18 protein-coding genes are annotated in these 16,886 nt (G+C 42.3%); 12 read left to right on the top strand and 6 right to left on the bottom strand.

The window, feature by feature from the left end; genetic code table 11:
* Nucleotides 1-21 precede the first annotated feature (21 nt).
* The 7 genes from gspH (at nt 22) to gspN (ending at nt 5,210) form a co-directional block, all read left to right on the top strand.
* Complete coding sequence (gene gspH, locus Q4557_RS11455) at nt 22-597, top strand: type II secretion system minor pseudopilin GspH (protein WP_303412925.1); 576 nt, start codon at nt 22-24, stop codon at nt 595-597.
* Nucleotides 584-952 (top strand): type II secretion system minor pseudopilin GspI, encoded by a 369-nt coding sequence (gspI, locus tag Q4557_RS11450; RefSeq protein WP_076541330.1) that lies wholly within the window; start codon nt 584-586, stop codon nt 950-952. The genes gspH and gspI overlap by 14 nt, the downstream gene beginning before the upstream one ends.
* Nucleotides 942-1,676 (top strand): type II secretion system minor pseudopilin GspJ, encoded by a 735-nt coding sequence (gene gspJ, locus Q4557_RS11445; protein WP_102436033.1) that lies wholly within the window; start codon nt 942-944, stop codon nt 1,674-1,676. The genes gspI and gspJ overlap by 11 nt, the downstream gene beginning before the upstream one ends.
* Entirely contained in the window at nt 1,676-2,677 is a 1,002-nt protein-coding gene (gspK, locus tag Q4557_RS11440) for a type II secretion system minor pseudopilin GspK (RefSeq protein WP_303412923.1), read from the top strand. The genes gspJ and gspK overlap by 1 nt, the downstream gene beginning before the upstream one ends.
* Nucleotides 2,678-2,755: 78 nt before the next feature.
* Nucleotides 2,756-3,958 carry a type II secretion system protein GspL gene (gene gspL / locus Q4557_RS11435; RefSeq protein ID WP_303412820.1) on the top strand — a complete coding sequence of 401 codons (1,203 nt, stop codon included), beginning with the start codon at nt 2,756-2,758 and terminating at the stop codon, nt 3,956-3,958.
* A 1-nt stretch (nt 3,959) separates the two neighbouring features.
* Nucleotides 3,960-4,436, top strand: coding sequence for a type II secretion system protein M (locus Q4557_RS11430; RefSeq protein WP_102436035.1), 477 nt, complete (start codon nt 3,960-3,962; stop codon nt 4,434-4,436).
* 12 nt (nt 4,437-4,448) lie between these two features.
* Complete coding sequence (gspN, locus tag Q4557_RS11425; protein WP_303412819.1) at nt 4,449-5,210, top strand: type II secretion system protein N; 762 nt, start codon at nt 4,449-4,451, stop codon at nt 5,208-5,210.
* Nucleotides 5,211-5,300: 90 nt separating this feature from the next.
* On the opposite strand, the gene yrfG is transcribed toward gspN, so the two are convergent.
* Nucleotides 5,301-5,975 carry a GMP/IMP nucleotidase gene (yrfG, locus tag Q4557_RS11420; RefSeq protein ID WP_102436039.1) on the bottom strand — a complete coding sequence of 225 codons (675 nt, stop codon included), beginning with the start codon at nt 5,973-5,975 and terminating at the stop codon, nt 5,301-5,303.
* Between the two features lie 79 nt (nt 5,976-6,054).
* On the opposite strand from yrfG, the gene nudE reads away from it, so the two are divergent.
* The 3 genes from nudE to Q4557_RS11405 all read left to right on the top strand — a co-directional run bounded on the left by nudE (nt 6,055) and on the right by Q4557_RS11405 (nt 9,747).
* Nucleotides 6,055-6,603 (top strand): ADP compounds hydrolase NudE, encoded by a 549-nt coding sequence (gene nudE, locus Q4557_RS11415; RefSeq protein ID WP_102436041.1) that lies wholly within the window; start codon nt 6,055-6,057, stop codon nt 6,601-6,603.
* A 168-nt stretch (nt 6,604-6,771) separates the two neighbouring features.
* On the top strand, nt 6,772-7,581 hold the full coding sequence (gene cysQ / locus Q4557_RS11410; protein WP_102436043.1) for a 3'(2'),5'-bisphosphate nucleotidase CysQ: 810 nt from the start codon (nt 6,772-6,774) through the stop codon (nt 7,579-7,581).
* A 294-nt stretch (nt 7,582-7,875) separates the two neighbouring features.
* Nucleotides 7,876-9,747, top strand: coding sequence for an MFS transporter (locus Q4557_RS11405; RefSeq protein WP_303412818.1), 1,872 nt, complete (start codon nt 7,876-7,878; stop codon nt 9,745-9,747).
* Nucleotides 9,748-9,869: 122 nt separating this feature from the next.
* Here the strand turns inward: Q4557_RS11405 and mnmH are convergent, their stop codons facing one another.
* From mnmH to Q4557_RS11390, 3 genes are all read right to left on the bottom strand, one after another.
* Complete coding sequence (gene mnmH, locus Q4557_RS11400) at nt 9,870-10,973, bottom strand: tRNA 2-selenouridine(34) synthase MnmH (protein ID WP_102476455.1); 1,104 nt, start codon at nt 10,971-10,973, stop codon at nt 9,870-9,872.
* Between the two features lie 10 nt (nt 10,974-10,983).
* Entirely contained in the window at nt 10,984-12,027 is a 1,044-nt protein-coding gene (gene selD, locus Q4557_RS11395; RefSeq protein WP_303412815.1) for a selenide, water dikinase SelD, read from the bottom strand.
* 95 nt (nt 12,028-12,122) lie between these two features.
* Nucleotides 12,123-13,226 carry a fatty acid desaturase gene (locus tag Q4557_RS11390; RefSeq protein WP_102436051.1) on the bottom strand — a complete coding sequence of 368 codons (1,104 nt, stop codon included), beginning with the start codon at nt 13,224-13,226 and terminating at the stop codon, nt 12,123-12,125.
* 144 nt (nt 13,227-13,370) lie between these two features.
* Between Q4557_RS11390 and fabR the strand changes: the two genes are divergently transcribed.
* Nucleotides 13,371-13,985, top strand: a complete 615-nt coding sequence (fabR, locus tag Q4557_RS11385) for an HTH-type transcriptional repressor FabR (RefSeq protein WP_076541308.1) — start codon at nt 13,371-13,373, stop codon at nt 13,983-13,985.
* A gap of 87 nt (nt 13,986-14,072) precedes the next feature.
* On the opposite strand, the gene trmA is transcribed toward fabR, so the two are convergent.
* The gene (gene trmA, locus Q4557_RS11380; RefSeq protein WP_102436053.1) at nt 14,073-15,170 is read right to left on the bottom strand and encodes a tRNA (uridine(54)-C5)-methyltransferase TrmA; all 1,098 of its coding nucleotides are present in this window, start codon (nt 15,168-15,170) and stop codon (nt 14,073-14,075) included.
* A gap of 142 nt (nt 15,171-15,312) precedes the next feature.
* Here trmA and murI point away from each other — a divergent pair, with 142 nt between their 5' ends.
* Entirely contained in the window at nt 15,313-16,113 is an 801-nt protein-coding gene (gene murI / locus Q4557_RS11375; protein ID WP_303412811.1) for a glutamate racemase, read from the top strand.
* 10 nt (nt 16,114-16,123) lie between these two features.
* On the opposite strand, the gene Q4557_RS11370 is transcribed toward murI, so the two are convergent.
* Nucleotides 16,124-16,582: an RNA-binding protein gene (locus Q4557_RS11370; protein WP_102436057.1), complete on the bottom strand. Its 459-nt coding sequence runs from the start codon at nt 16,580-16,582 to the stop codon at nt 16,124-16,126.
* Between the last annotated feature and the right edge of the window lie 304 nt (nt 16,583-16,886).

The raw sequence follows: 16,886 nt of genomic DNA, 5'->3' as shown, positions 1-16,886 counted from the left end.
CACGAAGTCTAATAGCAGATGATGATATCTAAACGCCAATCGGGGTTCACCCTCTTAGAAGTATTGCTGGTTGCCTTATTGATGGGGTTAGCTGCGGCTACCGTCACGATGACAACCAGTACTTCAGGGCCTGAGCAAGCGTTAAAAAAAACGGCCCGTCAGTTTATTGCGACCACTGAATTAGTGATTGAAGAAACCATTTTAAGCGGTCAATTCTTAGGTATCGTCGTCGAAGAAGATGAATATCAATTTGTCTATTACGATGAAAAAAAATGGCACCCTATAACCCAAGATCGTCAACTGGCCCCAAGGCAAATGGACCCGGGTGTGAGTTTGAGTCTACTGCTTGATGGCTTGCCATTAGTTCAAGAAGATGAAGATGATGAATCTTGGTTTGATGAGCCATTAATTGAAGCCTCAAAAGAAGATAAAAAGAAAAATCCCGAGCCGCAAATTTTACTGTTTCCCAGTGGTGAAATGTCGACGTTTGAGTTGAGTTTTTTGACCGATGACGACCAAGGTAAAGAGATTGAAGTGCTAGTGGTGGGTGATGCATTAGGGCGTTTAGCCATAGGAAGCTTTGATGAAATACAGTAAAGGTATGACCTTACTTGAAGTCATAGTGGCCTTGGCGGTGTTTTCTATTGCTGCGGTTGCTGTCACCAAAAGCATTGGTGATCAAATGGCCAACCTGCCGATTTTAGAAGAGCGAACCTTAGCCCAATGGGTTGCTAGCAATCAAATGGTTGAGGTTAGATTAACGCAGCCTTTTCCTGAGCTGGGCACTAAAAATGGTCAGGTAGAGTTAGCCGATAAAGATTGGTATTGGCGTCAGGAAGTGATTAAAACCACCGACGACAATTTCAGAATGATCAGAGTATTAGTCAGTGATGATGACAGATTTAATCGCACCGTCGCACAAGTGAGTAGCTATGTTCACAATGAAGGCTAAGCGCTCAAGACACAGCGACAATCATCGCCAAGCAGGCTTTACTTTGCTGGAAATGATGATTGCTATTGGTATTTTTGCCATGATCGGGCTGGCATCGAACTCGGTACTGTCAACCGTGATGAAAAACGATGAAGCCACCAAAGAATTTTCAATCCGTTTGAAAGCCTTACAGCAAGGTTTTGGCATTATCGAACGTGATTTAGGCCAGATGGTAGCCCGAACACAACGTGGCCTAGACGGCGAGCGTACCACCACTGTGTTTCAAACGGGCGATAACATGCTGGACTCAGAAACCGAAGCGCTGGTGTTTTTCCGTTTAGGTTGGCTCAACCCTGATGGCATGTTGCCAAGGGGTAGTTTGCAATCGGTGTCATATGTGGTGCAAGAAGGCCGCTTAGAGCGTTGGTACTATCCTTACCCTGAGCCAGAAATTGGTGCAGAGCCATTAAAAAGTTTGATCATTAAAGATGTTATCTCCATCGAGTATTCGTTTTTTGTCGGTGATAAATGGGAGCGTAAAGTTGATGCTTCACAACTGCCACTTGGCATCGCGATGAAATTAGAAATTGAAGGCTTAGGTATCATTGAGCGTCGTTTTCTACTGCCTAAAGGTGGCGGTGATGCCGCAGCCAGTAACGGCGACAATAACGATGATAATGGCAGTAACGATAATACTGATAACGACAATGATACTGATGGCTCTAGCACGGGTGAAGACGGATGATGAAATATCAGTCGCCGGGGTTGCGTAAACAGCGCGGAGTCGTGTTATTAGTGGTGTTACTGGTGGTCGCTTTAGTGGTGATTATTGCGACCAATATTACCAGCCGTAATCAGTTATCCATGCGCCGTACCTTGAATTTAGCCCAGTATGATCAAGCCTATTGGTATGCTATTTCGGCAGAAGAATTAGGTAAAAAGATTTTAAAGCAAGATATGGAAGATGCTGACGGCACCGTACATTTACAGCAATATTGGGCTTTAGCTGATGTGATTTTTCCGGCTGAATACGGCGAAATTGGCGGTGAGATTAAAGATATGCGTTCTTGTTTTAATCTTAACGCTTTATCAGTTAAGTCAACAGAAGTTGAAAATGGCCAACCTAAATTATCATTAGCCGCGACTCAGTATATGTCACTGTTGGTTGCCCTAGGTATGGATGAATTTGGCGCCGAGCGGCTGACCCATACTTTGATTGATTATATTGACGAAGATACGGTAGCAATGCCCTATGGCGCTGAAGATGCCGATTATGAGTCTCGTAATACGCCGTATCGAGCAGCGAATACCTTGATGAATCATCGCAGTGAGCTGCGGGCGGTATTAGGATATAACCAGCAAGTGTATTTAACCTTGTTGCCTTATATTTGCGCGATACCAGGTAATAACCAACAATTGCTTAATGTGAATACCCTAGAGGTTGAACAAGCAGCATTGTTAGTGGGTATGCTAGAAAACAAGATTAGCCAAAGCGATGCGGAAAGTTTAATTAACCAACGACCTGCAGATGGCTTCGAAACCGCAGCAGAGTTTTGGGAAAATAATTCCTTAGCGAGTTTAGCCACTGAAAGTAATATGAAATCGAGCATAGTGGTCGATAGTAATTACTTCTTATTAAAAGCGGGCGCTAAAGTGGATAATGCGATGTTTAGAATGGATAGCGTTTTGCGTCGCAGTAATAACAAGTTTGATGTGATCAGTCGTCAATACGGTGATCAGCAATAATGAATATGGGTAACAATCCGCTTCAATTAACCTTGGCTAGTTTGGCCTGTGGCAGTTTGAAGCTTGTGGAGAATGACAGTGTCTGAACGGCTTTTTATCCGATTAGGGAAAACATCAACAAGTCCTTGTTCGTGGCTGGTATGGTCAGAACAAGAGCAAGAAATTATTGCTTCAGGTGAGTTAAGTGATGCAGCGAGCTTAACCAGTTTGACTGAGCGCGCGGGCAATCGTCCGGTGGATGTGTTGGTGCCAGCGGCCAGTATGACATTGACTCAAATTGCATTGCCTGAAAAAAATCAGCGCCAAGCGTTAAAGGCACTCCCTTTCATGCTAGAAGAAACCATCGCCTCTGATGTTGAAACCATGCACTTTGTGGTTGGCCCCCGTGATGGTGAGCAGCTAAATGTCGCCGCAGTGGCCCATGAGCAAATGCAAAACTGGTTATCTTGGCTGCTTGATGCTGGCATTAAAGTAAAGAGTATTGTCCCTGATTGTTTAGCCTTACCGTTGGATCAATGTTGCTGGGCTGCGCTGGATATGGGTGATGAATTGTTACTGCGTACCGGTGAAGGTAGTGGTGTGAGCTTGCCAAAAACATGGTTAGATTTCGCCTTACCTGAGCTGCTATCGCGTCGAAGTGATGCCGATTCTGCGCTAAAAATTGCCGCCTATAGCGAAGACTTAGTGTTTACCAATGCTGAGGTGGAAGCGAAACCATTAGATATTCCGATGATGGTATTGGCAAAGGGTATTTTACAGGCACCGATTAATTTATTAAGCGGTGTGTATCAGCCAAAGCGTGAATACAGCAAGCATCTGATGCTATGGAAAAATGCGGCTATTGTAGCGGTTATTGCTATCGTACTTGGGCTAGTGAATAAAGGCTTAACCATTCATCAGTTGAATCAACAAACCGCTGAAATAAAACAGCAAAGTGAAGCGATATTTAAGCGTGTTAGTCCAGGGGTAAACCGGATTGTTAATATTCGCTCGCAGCTGGACTCACAATTGCGCAGTCTTAAAGGTCAAGGTGGCGGTGCTGCTTTCTTTGACATGCTTGATGGTCTGAAAGAGTCATTTCAAAAAGTGCCTGATTTAAAACCGAACTCAATTCGTTTTGATGCAAGTCGTAATGAACTGCGCATGCAAGTGACGGCAAAAAGTTATGATCACGTGGATAAATTCAAGCAACTGGTTGAAGCGCGTTATGAGTTTGATATGGGTGCCATCAATAGCGGTGACAATGAAGTGAATACCACAATTACCTTGAAGGGCAAATAAGATGGAAAATTTGCAAATTTGGTGGCGTGGACTCGCGCAACGTGAACAGCAATTAGTCGGCAGTTGCGCAGTGTTTGTGGTTATTGGAATTTTGTATTGGGGCATTTGGAGCCCGATTGCAACTGCGGCAGACAATGCTGAAAAAGATCATCAAGCAGCCAAGCAAACCTTAAATTATGTTAAACAATCGGCGAATAAAATTGCCGGTTTAAAACAACAAGGTTCTGGGCCAAGAGCATCAGGCAGCTTAAGTTCGATTGTGAACCAATTAGCTGGCCAATATGATTTAGACATTACCCGTATGCAGCCACAGGGCAATAAAATCCAATTATGGATGGACGATGTGCCATTTGACAGCTTACTTGATTACTTGCATGAACTGGTTGAAGAAAAAGGCTTAACCCTAGAAAGTGTTGATGTATCAGAGTCTGACTTGGCAGGTTATGTCAAAGTGCGCCGTATTCAGTTATCTAAGTAAGTAGGTATAGTAGTGAGTTTGATTAAGAAAATTATTTTAGGTGTTTTTGTTTACCTGATCTTTTTGGTGGTATTTATCCCAGCAAATTGGCTAGTGGGGATTGCGCCATTACCCAATAATATCAAGGTAAGCGGTGTTAGTGGTACATTGTGGCAAGGCTCTGCTGATTTGGTGTCGATTGATCGCCGTTTGATTGAACAGGTGTCATGGGATTTAAATCCTTGGACATTATTTATTGGTCAGCTCAATGTCGATCTGCAGATTGGTAGCCGGGCAACGCCAGTTAGTGGGCAGGGTGATATTAGTTGGTCTTTAGCAGGTGTCTCAGCTGAAAACTTGCGCTTTGAAGCGCCGAATAAATTTTTATTAGGCAACGCAAAATTACCCTTTAGAACCATGGTAGATGGTGATGTCAGTTTAATTGTTGAAAGCCTTAAGCAAGGTACGCCTTGGTGTGAGCAGTTAACCGGCAAGCTATTTTTGAATGCTATTGATGTTAAAAATCAGTTTGGTGAATATCCTTTAGGGGATATCGCCCTAGGGTTGAGTTGTATTGATGGCCAAGTGCAATTGATGACTGATGACTCAATGAACAAAATGGGGATTCAAGGTAGCGCCACTTTAAGTGAAAATAATCGTATTGTGGTTAGTGCTAAGATCAAACCGACCCATGAGCAGCCACAAGATTTAACCCAAGCTTTAAGCTTTTTGGGTAAACAAGATAGCCAAGGCTATTACCCTGTTAATTATCAGGGCACGATTCCAGGGTTGTAGTAACGACTGCTTCATCAGAAATTTGAAAGGCAGCTGAATCACATCAGCTGCCTTTTTTATTGGCTATAAATTATTAGCTACCATAGGCACTTAGCCTTTAACTGCAGCTAATAAGTCTTGATGTAAGAGTTGGTAATCATCAATGGCAGGAAAATCGATGAAATCCTTATTGGGCTTTTGACTGTCAGGATTGCTAATACCTAATTGAAAGCCAACACCCGCCAAACGTGATGCTTCAAGAATATTTTCATTGTCATCAACAAACAAACAGCGGCTTGGATCTAAATCATACTTCGCGAATGCTTGCTTCCAAAATTCAGGGTGCTCTTTAGGATAACCCGTTTCATGGCTCGACATCATTCCATCTAGGCCTCTTGCCAGTTCAGTATGTTCTAATTTAAGTTCTAGGCTTTTAGGATGGGCATTGGTTAACAGGATTCTTTGTTTACCTGCCGTAGCGAGCGCCTCTAAAAAGGGCATGCTGTCTTGGCGCATTTGAATTCGCTCAACCAGTGAATAATGCAGGGTGAGAATATCTATGTCTAATTGTTGCTGCCAAAAATCAATGCAATACCAGTCTAGGGTGCCAACAACCTTATGGTAAGACTGCTCGACTAGCGCCTGCGCTTGGGCTAAGGAAATTTGCTTTTGTGTACTAAGCTGTTGAGGTACCAAAGTTAACCAAAAATGGTTATCAAAATGCAAATCCAGCAAGGTGCCGTCCATATCGAGCAAAACTGTGTCTATCTTATGCCAAGGAAACATGTAAATTCCGGTTGTAGAATATAGCTAGGGTAGTAAGATTGTAACTGGTCTTACTAAATTCGTCATATACGAGGTTTTAATGACATCACGGCATAAAAAGCCCGAAATTCTTCATCGCGAAATTGTCGCCAAAAGTCGACTGTTTCAGATAGAACAGCTGCACCTAAAATTTTCTAATGGCATTGAGCGTCAATATGAACGAATGAGTGGTGGCAGCCGCGGTGCGGTCATGATTGTGCCTGTGCATCAAGGTCAATTTTTGTTGGCTAAAGAATATGCCGCAGGCACTGATAATTATGAGTTGGGTTTTCCTAAAGGCTTGATTGATCCCGGCGAAGAGGCTGTTGAAGCCGCGAATCGTGAGTTACAAGAAGAAATCGGTTTTGCCAGTCGTAAGCTGACCTTATTGAAAGAATTAAGCTTAGCGCCAGGTTATTTTGCCAGTAAGATGCAAATTTTCATTGCTGAAGATTTATATGAAAGCAGCCTAGAAGGTGATGAGCCTGAACCTATTGAAGTTATCCCGTGGGCGCTTGGTGAATGGCAAGCGTTACTGGATAACACTGATTTTTCAGAATCGAGAAGTGTGAGTGCATTATTTTTAGCCCAACAACATTTACAAGGTTAATCTTGCTACTGTGTTAGCGGCTAAATTTAGCCAATTGAGATGTTGTAAGCGTTATTACTGACTGATGATTAAAATATTTCAGCTTACTCATCTAATTTAACTACAAATAAATCGTAAATTAGTCTAACTTGACACTATTCAGAGTATTATTTGGCGATTGGAGTCGTTATGAAGCCAGAAGAAGTAATTGAACAAGTCATCAGTATTGCCACCGAGGCGGGTCAAAAAATCCGCGATATTTATTTGAAAGGTGATTTTGATCGCGAAATAAAATCTGATAATACTCCTGTCACCTCAGCGGATCTGGCTGCAAATGAAATTATTTGTACTGAACTTGCTAAATTAACGCCTGATATTCCAATCTTAAGTGAAGAAGCTGCCGATATACCTTTTAATGAGCGTAGCGAGTGGCCACGTTATTGGTTAGTGGATCCATTAGATGGCACTGGTGAATTTATTGCTGGTAGTGGTGACTTTTCAGTGATTATTGCACTCGTTGAGCATAATCGCCCTGTGATGGGGATAGTGTATGTGCCGATGACAAACGTTTGTTACTACGCGATTGCAGGTTTAGGAGCCTACAAACGTGATGCTAACAATGAAGTGCGTATTAGCAGTAAACCACTTACTGATATTAATGAATCAGGTTTACGTCTTGCGGTAAGTCGTCGTCAAGACCCACAATCAGTATTAAAGTTACTCAGTCATCCTAGCAGTTGCGAATTAGTGGTGTTAGGCGGCGCAGCATTAAAGAGTTGTTTAGTGGCCGAAGGCCGAGCTGACTGTTACGTGCGTTTAGGGCCAACCGGTGAGTGGGATACAGGCGCTGCGCAAATTATTCTAGAAGAAGCAGGCGGCGCGTTAATGGATATTAACCTGCAACCGTTAACTTATAATGAACGTGAAACCCTTGAAAATCCAAACTTTATTGTTGTAGGTAGCCCGAATTTACCTTGGGACGATATCCTCACTAATTAGTCAGCTCGACATGACTTATTTAAGCCCTCTAGTAGAGGGCTTTTTTGTGGCCGCCATTTATAAAATACTCATGCTGTCTATAAATTAATGGGTTATGAGCATTGTTTTAATTTTGTTTGCTGTTAGTTTGTTGTTCAAAGCATTATTGATAATAGCGGCTTAAGGGCAAATGCAATGCGTGAAGGAGAGGGGGTGTTCACTCAGAGCTTCATTCATGGCTTAAATTACTTACCAAAATTGTTATCTATTTATATTCAAGGCTATACCTCAGGAATGGCAAAATAAGGATGTTTCATGGTATTAACCAAACGTTTTCTCCCTTACTTCATCACTCAGTGCCTTGGGGCATTAAACGATAATATCTATAAAAATGTGCTGCTATTACTGGTGACTTACAGCCAGGTAGATGCACTACCGATTAGCGTCAATATGTTTGTTAATTTAGCTGCCGGAGTGTTTATTTTACCGTTTTTCTTATTTTCAGCCCATGCAGGTGTCGTGGCTGACAATATGGACAAAGCGCGACTGATAAGACGACTTAAATTACTGGAGCTTATCATCATGTCTTGCGCGGCTTTTGCCATATTGTCGCAAAGCTATTTGCTGATGTTGGTGCTGCTATTTCTTACTGGCAGTCAATCGGCTTACTTTGGCCCAGTTAAGTATTCCTTATTGCCACAAACGCTTAAAGAAGATGAGTTAGTTACTGGTAATGCTTGGGTTGAAATGGGCACCTTTATCTCGATCCTTGCTGGCACCTTGTCTGCAGGTTTGTTAGTGGCAAGTGAGCATAGTTTACTTGGCGCTGCGGTGACTGTGGTGACGTTATCTATTGCTGGTTACTTATCAAGCCGGGCTATTCCTGCATTACCGCCACAAGGCACAATCAGTAAAATTCGTTTTACCCCTTTTACGGGAACATGGCGCAGTATTGCCAAAGTAAGGCAAACCCCAAGTATCTGGATGGCTATTCTCGCCATTAGCTGGTTTTGGTTTTTGGGCGCCACTTATTTAACCCAGTTTCCTAACTTTGCCAAATTACACCTGTATGCCGATGCCACCGTGGTGTCGTTATTGTTGGCATTATTTTCCATTGGTATCGGCATTGGCTCGTGGGTATGTGAGCGGATTTCCTATGGTCATGTGGAGTTAGGCGTGCTGCCGTTTGGGGTTTTAGGTTTAACGGTATTTGGGGGTGATTTAATTTTTGCTATTCCGCCAGCGCCATTAGATAGCAGTTTTGTTTACAGCTTTAGTAGCTTTATCGCAGATCCGCAGCATTATCGGCTGATGGTTGATTTGCTGTTTATTGGCTTAAGTGGTGGATTATTCATTGTGCCCTTGTATGCCTTTATTCAATCTAGGGCTGCACCAGGGGAGTGTGCCCAAGCTATTGCGGCAAACAATATTATTAATGCCTTATTCATGGTGATGGCGGCAATACTATCTATGTTGTTACTTGGCGTTTTAGAGTGGAGTATTCCGCAATTATTTTTACTCCTTGCTGGGTTGAACACTGCGGTGGCGTTATATGTGTATGCTCAGGTACCTGAGTTTGCTCAGCGCTTTATCAGTTACTTGTTGAGCCACTTGATGTACCGCGTCAGTGTTAATGGGCGTCTCAATATTCCGGCGCAGGGAGCTGGGGTGATTGTCTGTAATCATGTTAGCTATGTTGATGCCTTAATTATTATGGGTGCATCCACCCGTCCTATTCGTTTTGTGATGGATAAATCCATCAGTGAAATTCCGCTATTAAAATATCTCTTTCGCCATGCTGGAGTTATTCCTATTTGCTCACCTAAAAAGTGTGAAACCACCTACAAGCAAGCATTTGAGCTAATCCATGAAGCCCTTGGTAATGAGGAGCTAGTGTGTATTTTCCCTGAAGGACGTTTATCTGTTGATGGTGAAATTGCTGAGTTTAGACCCGGTATCGAAGCGATTTTAGCGAGAGATCCCGTCACAGTAATCCCGATGTCATTACAAGGCTTATGGGGCTCATACTTTAGCCATAAAGGCGGCCATGCACTGACAACACCACCGAAGCGTTTTTGGTCTAGGGTGACTGTGAATATTGATGCAGCGGTCGATGGGGTCTCACTGGGTCGCCATGGGCTACAAGCTAAGGTCACTGAGTTATTTGATAGCACAACTACTCGTTAAATGAGAGCGCTAATGGTCGTTAAGTGATGGAGCTAAAACACGAGTATAAGTGGTTGCTCTATCTTTGCTATGTGACACTCATAACAGCAACCGTTCGTTGTTATGAGTGCAGAGTGTGTGAATTATCCTGCTAGCTGATCTAAATATTGCTGGATCGCAATTTTATCACCACTAAATATCACCCTTTGCTGACGTTTGCTCATTTGGTATTGATACATAGGGTCGTAATAGCGCTCTAATAGTATTGAAATCCAATCAAAATGTTCATTAGCATCGTTTATTGAAAACTGTCGATTTATGGCGCTTTCAATAATGGCACTGAGCTGTTGGTGTTGCTTGCCACCTAAGCGTTTTTTGATGCTATTAATGCTGCTAAGCAGGTATTGGCTAAACTGTTCTTTTCCATGTTCTGCGCCATATTTATTGATAAAGGCGGCTGACTTATCAATAACATAGTCTTTATGTATTCTGTTTATACGATTCGCTAAGCTTTCTTCTAATACAATCATCTCACTGGCTTGCATCGCTTGGTAAAAAGCTTTGGGTATGGCTGAGCGCCCGATTAAGAAGCTTTCGTCTTCTAACAAGATTTTATGTTGTGGCAATTGCTGATGTTGTAGTAGCTGTGTCGCCAGCTGATTTTCGAAATTAATTTGAGTTGGTTGGGGCTCAAGGTTCTTACCAAAGCTTGAGCCGCGATGATTGGCAATGGCTTCTAAGTCAATGGACTCTGGTCGCAGTTGTAAGAGCTCGGTCTTACCGCTGCCGGTGCTGCCGCTTAAAATGACTAAGGGCTGCAAAGTCGCCGCGGTATCAATGATATCAATTAAATATTGGCGCATGGCTTTATAGCCACCTTCAATATAAGGGATATCGATGCCGGCCTCTTTCAGCCATTGCTGTGACAACTTTGAACGTAAGCCACCACGAAAACAATATAGGTAGCTGTTGGGGTGCTTAGCGATAAACTGCTGCCAGCTTTCAATGCGCTGCTGCTTGGTTTTGCCATTAACCAATTGATGACCTAATTCGATAGCCGCCTGTTGTCCTTGCTCTTTATAGCAAGTACCAACCTTGGTACGTTCACTGTCATTCATCAGCGGGAAATTGGCCGAATGCTCGAAGGCGCCTTTACTAAATTCGATGGGGGCGCGCACATCAATGAGCGCGCGCTGCTGAAGGAAAAGACGTTGATACTCGGTTTTAGCAATGATGTTAGCAAGCATTTGTTACTCTCTATGTCAGTGTAATTAATGCGCTATTGGTATTTGAAGCGCTCAATTCACCAATGCAAATAGGGGCAATATTTTGCGCCTCAAGTAAAGCAACCAGTTGTTGTTCTGCGTCAGCGCTTACCGCAATCAACAAGCCGCCACTGGTTTGCGGATCGCACAGAATCGCTTTTTGTTGCTCGCTCATTTTAGGTAAGTATTGCTGATAACTGTCGAAGTTGCGTTGGGTTCCGCCTGGGGTGCAACCTAAGTTTAAGTAGTGCAGCGCTCGGTCTAATAATGGGATGTTATTAAATACTAAATTCGCAGTGACATCGCCGCCTTGGCAAACTTCAATCAAATGACCTGCCAAGCCAAAACCCGTGACGTCTGTCAGTGCATTTACTCCAGCGATTGCCGCAATATCTTGGCCGGCCTTGTTTAGCTGACACATGGCATCAATGGCAATCATACTGTCTTGCTCTGTGAGTTTTTTTTGTTTTTGCGCGGTAGTGAGGATACCGATCCCTATCGGTTTAGTGAGATACAGTTTATCGCCAGCTTTTGCCGTATTATTGCGCTTTAATTGCTCAAGAGGGATTTGTCCGGTTACCGCCAATCCAAAAATCGGTTCAGGTGCATCAATGCTGTGACCGCCAGCTAACATTATTCCCGCATCTGCGCAGGCTTGGCGCCCGCCTTCAATAACCTTTTGAGCCACTTCTGCAGCTAAGATATTCACTGGCCAGCCAAGTATGGCAATAGCCATGATAGGCGTGCCGCCCATGGCATAAATATCGCTGATGGCATTAGTGGCCGCGATACGCCCAAAGGTGAAGGGGTCATCCACAATCGGCATGAAAAAGTCAGTAGTACTGATAATGCCTGTTTCATCATTGAGTTGGTAAACTGCTGCATCGTCACGGGTTTGATTGCCGACTAATAATTTAGGATCGGTAAAAGAGGGTAAAGATGAGGCAAGTATGGTGCTAAGTACCTGCGGGGAAATTTTACAGCCACAGCCGGCGCCGTGGCTATATTCAGTAAGTTTAACTGACGATTCAGACATTAATGGGTAACCCTTAAAAAGGAAGATTATCCATCATAAACACAAACGGCTACCTTGCAAGGTAGCCGTTTACTTTTAATGGGTTAAAACAGACTTTAATAAGCAGCAGTGAGGTTATTCCAGTTTTTCTTTTGGGCTAACAAACGTGCTTTTAATTCTTCGACCTGCAATTTTAATTGCTGGTTGCTCAGTTGTTTACGTTTGGCATCTAGCAGTACCTTTTTCGCTTGATAATAATCCACTAGATGTTGCTTCATAAGATCATATTCGGCTTGGAAATTAGCGATTATTTCATCACAATTTGGTAAATGTGCGACCTTATTTTGCGCTCTTAATAATTGCATTTGAAGTTTGGCACTTTCGATTCGCTCTTGCGGTACTACTCGTAAATCAGTGGCTAAACCACACCATTGCATTGACTTAATTAGCCATTTTGTTGGGTCGTAATGCCACCACTTAATACCATTACGGTAGTCATTTTCAAAAATGTGATGAAAGTTATGATAACCCTCACCATAGGTCAGTAAGGCAATCATGCCATTATCTTTAGCCGTATTTTTATTGGTATAGGGCTGACTGCCCCAGACATGGGCTAATGAATTAATAAAGAAAGTACAGTGATGTACGACCACTAAACGTAATAGTCCTGCCATCAGCACCATTGAAATAATATCGCCATTGAGCCAGCCTAAAAATGCCGGTAGTGCGATATTCATCAATACCACTAGGGTAAGATAATGTTTATGCTGCCACATAACGATGGCATCTTTTTGTAAATCGCGGACGTTATTATAATCATGATAACGACTGGCTTGGTATTCACGTAGCATCCAACCAATATGACTATACCAAAAGCCCATTTTGGCTGAATAAGGATCTTTGTCGTTATTGTCAACGTGCTTATGATGGATGCGATGATCTGATGACCAATGCAGTGCACTATTTTGTAATGCTAATGCACCGCCAAGGGCAAATAAGAATCGCATTGCAGGATGCGCTTTATAAGCTTTGTGGGACCATAATCTATGGTAACCGGCGGTAATTGAAAGGCCGCTAGCAAAGGCAAGTACCACAAAAGCAATCCACTCAATAGCTTCAAAGCCATGTGTAAAGCCACGCCACGGCACTAAAGTCAGCGCGCCAAGTAGTGTTAGCGCAAATAAAGCAGTATTTAACCAAATAATCGGTGGTTTTTTCATTAAGATAATCCATGATTCTTATTGAGCGTACAGTTGTAAGCTAATTTAGCTCACCAACTTTATTCGGTCAAGTATCTCGGGGCTGTGTTTTTAGCTTAAAAGCGGTATTATCTGTGCAATAACATTTACTAAATGGATCTTTACATGGGTGTAAGAGCATTACAGAAAGAAAAAACCCGTCGTGCATTGGTAGATGCCGCTTTTAATCAATTAAGCGCTGAACGTAGTTTCTCCAGTTTAAGCTTGCGAGAAGTGGCAAGGGAAGCGGGCATAGCACCAACCTCTTTTTATCGTCATTTCAAAGACATGAATGAACTTGGTTTAACCATGGTTGATGAAGGTGGACTTACACTTCGACAAATGATGCGTAAAGGTCGCCAGCGCGCAGAAGCGGGTGGCAGTGTCATTCGCATCTCGGTTGACACGTTTGTGGAAGTATTAGAATCAAATCCCAATGTTTTTCGAATTCTATTACATGAGCGCTCAGGAACGTCAGCGGCTTTTCGTGCCGCTGTAGCAAGAGAAATAGAACACTTTATTTCAGAGTTGTCTCATTACACAGAGGCGACTGCTGGAAGAACGCCGATGCTAGCCAGAGTACAAGCAGAAGCTTTAGTTACCCTAGTGTTTAACGCTGGGGCATCAGCTTTAGATATGAAACGAGCTGACAGAAAAGTATTAGCCGATCACTTAGTGCTGCAATTGCGCATGGTGGCAAAAGGCGCAGAAGCGCTGCAACATAAAGTTGATACTAAATAGCATCAGTGAATTAATAGTAAAACTTGCGCAATAAAAAAGCCGTTATGGATAATTCATCCTATAACGGCTTTTTAATATGTGTTGAACCTACTTACGTTCTAGTAGTACACCTGATTCCATATGGTGGGTATATGGGAATTGATCAAATAAAGCGAAACGGGTGATCTTATGGGTGCTTCCCAGTACCTCAAGGTTTGCTTTTAGGGTTTCTGGGTTACATGAAATATATAAAATGCGGTCGTAGTTTTGCATTAATGCCAAGGTGTCATCGTCAATACCCGCTCGTGGTGGGTCAACGAAAATGGTATTGCAATCGTAGCTATCTAAGTCAATACCTTCTAAACGTCTAAAGGTGCGTTTTTTCGCCATCGCATCACTAAAGTCTTCAGCAGACATACGAATGATTTGCACATTATCGACTTTGTTGATGGCAATATTATACTGCGCAGCATCAACAGATGGCTTAGCTAATTCTGTTGCTAGTACGCGGTCAAAGTTTTGCGCTAAAGCGATAGTGAAATTGCCATTACCGCAATAAAGCTCTAATAAATCGCCAGTGCTGTCTTTGGTTGCTGAAATAGCCCATTCGAGCATTTTGACTGACACTTTCGCATTTGGCTGGGTAAAGCTATTTTCAATTTGTTTATAATGTAATTCTTGACCGGCTACATTAAGGGTCTCAACCACAAAGTCTTTATCTAAATCGATTTTAAGTTTACGTGCTCGGCCAATGATATTGACGTTAAACTTTTCAGCTAAACGCGCCTTCATTTGGGTCGCTTGCTCTATCCAAGTGTCACCTAATTGGCGGTGATAAAGTAACGACACTAAGATCTCACCGCTAAGCGTGGTTAAAAAGTCCACCTGAAATAACTTAAAGCGTAAATCATGATTAGGACGTAGCTCTTCCATTAATGCAGTCATCATTTCATTGATTAAAGTCCCTGCTGGCAAATATTGCTCACAGCGCACTTTCTCATCTAAGACTTTATCAAACATGTAATAGAATAAGTCATCGCCATCGTGCCATACTCGAAACTCGGCGCGCATACGGTAATGGGCTGGTTCTGAGGCAAAAACTTCTAAACTAGGCGGCGTAAAATCGGCAAAGTCCTGTTCAAGCTTGATACGCTTCTCTGCTAGTTGCGCATCATAGTTTTTAGGATCCATTGCAGCTAAATTCATTTTGTTCCACCATAGGCTGTAAATTAAGGGCGCAAATATTATACTACACAACGCTGATGTCCAGCGGATTGACTTAATCTTAATGGATTAAGTGGTTAATTTTATCTATACAGCTTTTATCACCCGCATTATGGAGAAGAGATTGTCAGGTCCAATACTTATTTTTGATTCTGGTATCGGCGGTTTATCCGTTTTAGAACACATTCAAACAAAAATGCCTGCTAAAGATATCTTCTATTTATTTGATAATGCCCGGCTACCTTATGGGGACCTAGCAGAACAAGCATTAATTGAAGGTTGTGTGGCACTGATCATCAAGCAAGTGGCATGCATTAATGCTTCCATTGTGGTCGTTGCCTGCAATACTGCCAGCACCTTAGTGTTACCGCATTTACGAAGACGACTAACCATACCCGTGGTGGGCGTAGTGCCAGCAATTAAACCTGCAGCGCAATTGACTCAATCCAAACACATAGCATTACTTGCCACGCCTGGGACAGTTGAAAGAGCTTATACTAAAGAGTTGATCCGTGAGTTTGCTGGTTGCTGTGAAGTGACTTTGATTGGTTCATCTGAATTAGTGCTTATTGCCGAAGAGAAAGCTAAAAGAAAGCCAATAAACTTAAATGCGATAAAACCAATCTTGGCTTCGATAAATGGCACTGATATAGATACCTTGGTTTTAGGCTGCACTCACTTTCCGTTATTACGCCAAGAAATAGCTGAGTGCATTAGCCATCCAGTAACGCTATTAGATTCCGGCGAAGCCATTGCAATAAGAGTGGTGTCATTATTAGAAACAATAAACAGGTCAGCTAAAGGTAAAACGAACAAAGTAGGCAGGTTAACAGCGGGATTTACAAAGAAGATAGATAAAGGCTTAGCATTAACATTAGCTGACTACGGTTTTAAGCAACTAGAGTGCATTTCCGTAGGCAGCTAATAGAAGGGGTTTAGTCTTCTTTATTTGACTCAGATGGATCTGACTCTTGTGATTTAGCTTCACGCACCTTTAGTGTGCGTTCTTGGAAACTGTAATCGTTTAACTTGTTCATTGCTTTCTTGGCGCCAGTTTCAGACATTTCAACAAAACCAAATCCCTTACGGCGACCTGTTTTTCTATCTCTAACTAAACGTACTGAATTAACTGGTCCATATTCGCCGAATAAAGCTTTCACTTCACCTTCATGAACACGGTAAGGCAAGTTACCAACATAAAGTGTCATTGTTGGGCCAACATAAGGCTTATTTGAATCAGTTGCAGTTGAAGACGGAACAAAAGTGAATATAAGACTCGCTAACATAACACCAGCGATGAAAGACACGACTAATTGAACATTGGTAGAAAGAGCATAAATAACGATTGCACCTATAAGGGCAATAATTAGGGTAATAACAAATGACTTTTGCATATGATTGTCTCTAATAAAAATGAAAAATGATAAATAACTGTTAAAAACATTGCTATGGTAATGAATTATTGAAGCTTTCACCATACTCTGATGAAAATATGACCTCAAAACACGATAAAAACCATATTACTGATAGTTACTGTAGGACAAAAGTGTTCTTTAAATACCCATAATAGTTAAAAATAAAACGATCTGTTCAAAAGCTATTCGCTTAAACGGTTTTTATATAAAAAGCCCTTGCACCAATTCAGAATCTGCCTATAATGCGCATCCACTGACACGGCAAACCACGCACTAGCATGGG

The sequence above is a fragment of the Shewanella sp. 5_MG-2023 genome (assembly GCF_030547465.1).
Taxonomy (GTDB): Bacteria; Pseudomonadota; Gammaproteobacteria; order Enterobacterales; family Shewanellaceae; genus Shewanella.
The sequence above is the reverse complement of the archived record's forward strand: the minus strand, read 5'-3'. Positions and strand labels throughout refer to the sequence as shown.

Coding starts and splice junctions, on each gene's coding strand:
- mnmH (WP_102476455.1), bottom strand. CDS start 10,973: ATGCTTGCTAACATCATTGCTAAAACCGAGTATCAACGTCTTTTCCTT.
- Q4557_RS11390 (WP_102436051.1), bottom strand. CDS start 13,226: ATGAAAAAACCACCGATTATTTGGTTAAATACTGCTTTATTTGCGCTA.
- fabR (WP_076541308.1), top strand. CDS start 13,371: ATGGGTGTAAGAGCATTACAGAAAGAAAAAACCCGTCGTGCATTGGTA.
- yrfG (WP_102436039.1), bottom strand. CDS start 5,975: ATGTTTCCTTGGCATAAGATAGACACAGTTTTGCTCGATATGGACGGC.
- nudE (WP_102436041.1), top strand. CDS start 6,055: ATGACATCACGGCATAAAAAGCCCGAAATTCTTCATCGCGAAATTGTC.
- selD (WP_303412815.1), bottom strand. CDS start 12,027: ATGTCTGAATCGTCAGTTAAACTTACTGAATATAGCCACGGCGCCGGC.
- gspI (WP_076541330.1), top strand. CDS start 584: ATGAAATACAGTAAAGGTATGACCTTACTTGAAGTCATAGTGGCCTTG.
- Q4557_RS11430 (WP_102436035.1), top strand. CDS start 3,960: ATGGAAAATTTGCAAATTTGGTGGCGTGGACTCGCGCAACGTGAACAG.
- gspJ (WP_102436033.1), top strand. CDS start 942: ATGAAGGCTAAGCGCTCAAGACACAGCGACAATCATCGCCAAGCAGGC.
- gspH (WP_303412925.1), top strand. CDS start 22: ATGATATCTAAACGCCAATCGGGGTTCACCCTCTTAGAAGTATTGCTG.
- trmA (WP_102436053.1), bottom strand. CDS start 15,170: ATGAATTTAGCTGCAATGGATCCTAAAAACTATGATGCGCAACTAGCA.
- Q4557_RS11405 (WP_303412818.1), top strand. CDS start 7,876: ATGGTATTAACCAAACGTTTTCTCCCTTACTTCATCACTCAGTGCCTT.
- cysQ (WP_102436043.1), top strand. CDS start 6,772: ATGAAGCCAGAAGAAGTAATTGAACAAGTCATCAGTATTGCCACCGAG.
- Q4557_RS11370 (WP_102436057.1), bottom strand. CDS start 16,582: ATGCAAAAGTCATTTGTTATTACCCTAATTATTGCCCTTATAGGTGCA.
- gspK (WP_303412923.1), top strand. CDS start 1,676: ATGAAATATCAGTCGCCGGGGTTGCGTAAACAGCGCGGAGTCGTGTTA.